The organism is Xanthomonas bonasiae (genome assembly GCF_017163705.1).
GTDB lineage: Bacteria > Pseudomonadota > Gammaproteobacteria > Xanthomonadales > Xanthomonadaceae > Xanthomonas_A > Xanthomonas_A bonasiae.
Genome location: NZ_JAFIWB010000058.1, coordinates 1 through 3,754, shown reverse-complemented (window position 1 = coordinate 3,754; position 3,754 = coordinate 1). Strand labels below are relative to the sequence as shown.

Annotated in this window: 3 protein-coding genes; all 3 read right to left on the bottom strand. The window is 71.4% G+C overall.

The genetic code is table 11. From position 1 onward, the window contains the following. Positions 1–354 precede the first annotated feature (354 nt). A complete protein-coding gene (locus JR064_RS22870) occupies positions 355–1,725 on the bottom strand; it encodes a leucyl aminopeptidase family protein (protein WP_206231238.1) in 1,371 nt (456 codons plus the stop codon). Positions 1,726–1,798: 73 nt separating this feature from the next. Next, positions 1,799–2,515 carry an HAD family hydrolase gene (locus JR064_RS22865; RefSeq protein WP_225210174.1) on the bottom strand — a complete coding sequence of 239 codons (717 nt, stop codon included), beginning with the start codon at positions 2,513–2,515 and terminating at the stop codon, positions 1,799–1,801. A 129-nt stretch (positions 2,516–2,644) separates the two neighbouring features. After that, positions 2,645–3,754 (bottom strand): AI-2E family transporter (locus JR064_RS22860; RefSeq protein ID WP_425510328.1); only part of this gene is annotated, 1,110 nt, incomplete at its 5' end.

The window sequence follows — 3,754 nt, the reverse complement described above, 5'->3', positions numbered from 1 at the left end:
TCAGCCGCGACGAACGAAGCCAGCAACCCTGGTGGTTTTACTTGTCTGTCGCGGCTGAAGCCGCTCCTACAGTGCACCATGCAAGAGAGCCGCAAGACCCTTGTAGGAGCGACTTCAGTCGCGACGAGCGAAGCGGTAGAGGTGCCGCGACCGGATCGCGTCGGGACTGAAGTCCCTCTCACAGTGCACCCGGCGGGCAAGCCGCAAGCTCCTGTAGGAGCGGCTTCAGCCGCGACGAGCGAAGTCAGGAACCCTGGCGGTTTGGGTGGTCTTTCGGGGCTGAAGCCCCTCCTACAGGAGGCGCTCCAGCAACCTCGGCCACGCGTCCGGGACGATGGCAACGCCCCGCCAGACCTACCCGGCGTAGCGCGCCTTCAGCATCGCGTAGGCCGAGCGCAGCGCCAGCGCTTCGCCGCCGGCGGGGCGGCCGGGGCGGTCGCTGTCGTTCCAGGCGTACACGTCCAGGTGCGCCCAGGCCTGCCGCGCCGGCACGAAGCGCTCCAGGTACAGCGCCGCGGTCACCGCACCGGCCATGCGCGAGCCGGCATTGGCCAGGTCGGCGATCGAGCTGGTCAGATAGCGCAGGTAGGGGCGCCACAGCGGCATGCGCCACACCGGGTCGCGGCTGCGTTCGCCGGCGGCGATCCAGGCCTGCGCCAGCGCGTCGTCGTTGCAGAACAGCGCCGGCAGGTCCGGGCCCAGCGCGACCCGCGCCGCGCCGGTCAGCGTGGCGAAATCCAGGATCGCGTCCGGCGCCTGTTCGCTGGCGTAGCTCAGCGCGTCGCACAGCACCAGCCGGCCTTCGGCATCGGTGTTGTCGATCTCCACGCTGATGCCCTGGCGGGTGGCGATCACGTCGCCGGGGCGGAACGCGTCCGGGCCGACCGCGTTCTCCACCGCCGCGAGCAGCACGGTCAGCCGCAGCGGCAGCCGCTGCGCCATCACCAGCCCGGCCAGCGCCAGCGCATGCGCCGCGCCGCCCATGTCCTTCTTCATGTGGCGCATGCCGTCGGCCGGCTTCAGGTCCAGGCCACCGGTGTCGAAGCACACGCCCTTGCCGACCAGCGCCACGTGCGGATGCGCCTCCTCGCCCCAGCGCAGCACGATCAGCCGCGGCGCGCGGTGCGAGGCGCGGCCGACCGCGTGGATCGCCGGGAAATTACGCAGCAGCAATTCCTCGCCGACGATGCTTTCGCACTGCGCGCCATGCGCGTCGGCGATCGCGCGCGCGGCCGCTTCCAGCTGGTCCGGCCCCATGTCCTCGGCCGGCGTGTTGACCCAGTCGCGCACGCGCACGCACGCCTCCAGCTGGTCGCGTACTTCCGCGCTCGGCGTGGCCAGCAACTGCGCCGGCAGCCGCGTCGGCTGCTTGTAGCGGGCGAAGCGGTAGCTGCCCAGGCCCCAGCCCAGGTGCAACGCGGCCTGCTCTTCCTCGCTCAGCGCGCTGGCCAGCCGCCAGCTGCTGCCGGCCGGCAGCGCATGCGGTGCGTGCGCGTAGGCATAGGCATCGCCGCGGTCGCCGACGCCCAGCACCGCCGCGGCCACGCCGTCCGCGCCGGGCAGCAACAGCACCGTGCCGGGCGCGGCCACGAACTGCTGCGCATCCAGCCACGCCACCCAGGCCGGCGCCTGCGCGGCGCGCCATTCGGCCAGGCGTTCGCGGTCCAGCACATGCAGCGGCAGCGCGTGGGGGGAGGCATCGGTGAAGCCGGAAGGCAGGGACATCAGCGGGTCCTTGTGAGTCGGGCGCGGTCGGCGCGACGCGCGGCCAGGGCGAAGAGGCGGCAGCGGGCGGCGCTCATGCGCGCGCGCCGACGGCCGGCTGGGTGGCGTCCAGCCAGTCGGCCAGGCCGGTGAGGGTGTCGAAGTGCAGGTCCGGCGGCGTGGGCGGATGCCAGGCCTGCGCGTCGCGGTTGATCCAGCACCCGCGCAGCCCGGCCTGCATCGCGCCGACCACGTCCATCTCGATGTGGTCGCCGACGTGCAGCACCTGCGCGCAGGGCAGGCCCAGGCGCGCGCAGGCGGCGTGGAAGATGCTCGGGTCCGGCTTGGCCGCGCCGTGTTCGCGCGCGCTGAGCTGGAACGCGAAATGCGAGGCCAGGCCGATCGTGGCCAGGTCGGCATTGCCGTTGCTCAGCGCCACCACCGGCACGCGCGCGGCGATCCGCTGCAGCGCGGCGATGCTGTCCGGGTAGCACTCCACCTGGTTGCGCGCGGCATAGAACACCGCGAACGCCGGCTCCACCAGCGCCTCGTCGGCACCGCTGTCGCGCAGCGCGCGGCGCAGGGTCAGGCGCCGCATCTCGCTCAGGTCGTGGACCAGGTGCGGATGCGCGGCGAACACCTCGTCGCGCAGTTGCCGCATCGCCGCGATCGGGAATCGCTCGGCGGTGCGCGGACTGTGCTGCAGCAGCCAGTCGTGCAGCACCTGCTCGATGCGCGCGCCGATCGGCGCGAACGGCCACAGCGTGTCGTCCAGGTCCAGCGTGATGGCGCGAACGGGGAAGGAAGGCAAGGAAGTCACTCGCAACATTTTACGCCAACCGACAGTGCCGGCTCCTGCCAACAGTAGACACACGCGCCGGCCCCGGCGCCGCATCGATCGCTTTTCCGAGTCCCCAGTCCCCAGTCCCGAGTCCCGGCTTCATTCCAGCAACCTGGCCCAGCGCTGCATGCCGTCCACCCGCGCCAGCACCATCTTGATGCACACCAGCAGCGGCACCGCCAGCAGCAGCCCGATCATGCCCCACAGCCAGCCGAACAGCATCAGCGCCAGGATCAGCATCAGCGGCGAGATCGCCATGCGCCGGCCGAGCACGATCGGCGTCACCACCTGGCCTTCGAGCATGTGCAGCGCCAGGTACAGGATCGCCGGCAGCGCCGCGCTCAGCGGATCGCGGAACTCCACGAAGCCCATCAGCAGCATCAGGATCGCGCCGATCAGCGGGCCCACGTACGGGGCGAAATTCAGTAGCGCCACCACCGTGCCCCACAGCAGCGCTTCCTGCAGCGGAATCTTCAGCAGCACCAGGATGCCGGCGAAGATCAGCCCGACCAGGGTGTTGATGACGCTGATGGTCAGCACGTAGCGCGACACCTCGCGCTCGATCGAACGCAGGATGTCGGTGGTGAACTTCTGCTGCTGGCGGTTCGGCAGCAGCGCGATCGCATGCCGCTGCAGGTTTTCGCCGAACACCATGAAGAAGAACGTCAGCAACACCACCGCCAGCGCCGAGGCGGCCAGCCGCGGGGTGCGCACCAGCGCCTTGTACGGGTCGTCCAGCTGGGTGCGGATCACCTGCACGCGGCGCCCGTTGTCGCCGCCGGCGGCGCGCGCGAAATTCTCCGCCGCCTGGTTGGCCTGCTGCATCGGCTTGGTCAGGTCGCGCACCTGGGTGGCGATGTGGCGCATCTGCCCGGGCGCCTGCTGCACCCACTCGGCGGCCGGCCCGGCCAGCTGCATGGTCAGCGCCGTGGCCACCGCCATGCCCGACAGCAGCACCAGCAGCGCGCCCAGGAAGCGCGGCACGTACAGCCGCCGCAGCCCGCGCAGGATCGGGTTGCCGACCAGGGCGAAGAACGCGGCCAGCAGCACCGGCAGGATCACCTCCTGCGCCGCCCACAAGGTGTAGCCCACCGCCAGCGTCGCCAGCACCACCAACGACACCGGTCCGCGTGGGCGCGGGGGGACGGCATGCAGCGCTGGGCCAGGTTGCTGGAATGAAGCCGGGACTCGGGACTGGGGACTGGGGAC

Coding starts and splice junctions, on each gene's coding strand:
- JR064_RS22870 (WP_206231238.1), bottom strand. CDS start 1,725: ATGTCCCTGCCTTCCGGCTTCACCGATGCCTCCCCCCACGCGCTGCCG.